This is a genomic window from Desulfosporosinus sp. Tol-M2, assembly GCF_059735615.1.
The window spans coordinates 1-501 of sequence record NZ_JCAIJG010000160.1 but is presented as its reverse complement, the minus strand read 5'-3'; the positions used below and the strand labels follow the sequence as shown (position 1 = coordinate 501).

The following is a 501-nucleotide window of genomic DNA, read 5'->3' as shown; positions in this document are numbered from 1 at the left end:
GTATTTTCATTCTGGGCAGATTATCTTTACCTGCCCTCGGCAGTTTTCTGGTGGTAGAGGATGAACCACAGCGTAGTGATCTGATCGTTGTTTTAATGGGCAGCGGACCTGATCGGATGCTGGGGGCGGTGGATCTTTATAAACAGGGCTATGCAGATGAAATAGTGATGGTCAGGAATATGGTCAGGGGCTATGATCTGGTTGTCAGCCAAGGGGTAAAGATCCCCCATGATTCTGAGATTGCCAGTGAAGTGGCAGTGCAGCTGGGAGTACCGGCGGTAAAGGTTACTACTCTGCCGGGTGATGCGCTTAGTACCCAGGATGAAGCTGTTCAGGTCAGGGAGTATCTGAAGAGTCGAAAGGACATCGACTCCCTGATTATCGTGACTTCTAAATCACATTCGGGACGGGCAAAGAAGGTTTTTGTCAAGGCCGTGGGCTCAATGGAGAAGGAAGTCCGGGTCGTATCCTGCCCTACTCAGTATGACGATTTTAAGGCCG

Annotated in this window: 1 protein-coding gene; it reads left to right on the top strand. The window is 50.3% G+C overall.

The features are described 5' to 3' along the window. The coding region (locus tag AC6I5A_RS12240) for a YdcF family protein (protein ID WP_497900722.1) at positions 1–501 on the top strand (501 nt) is incomplete at both ends.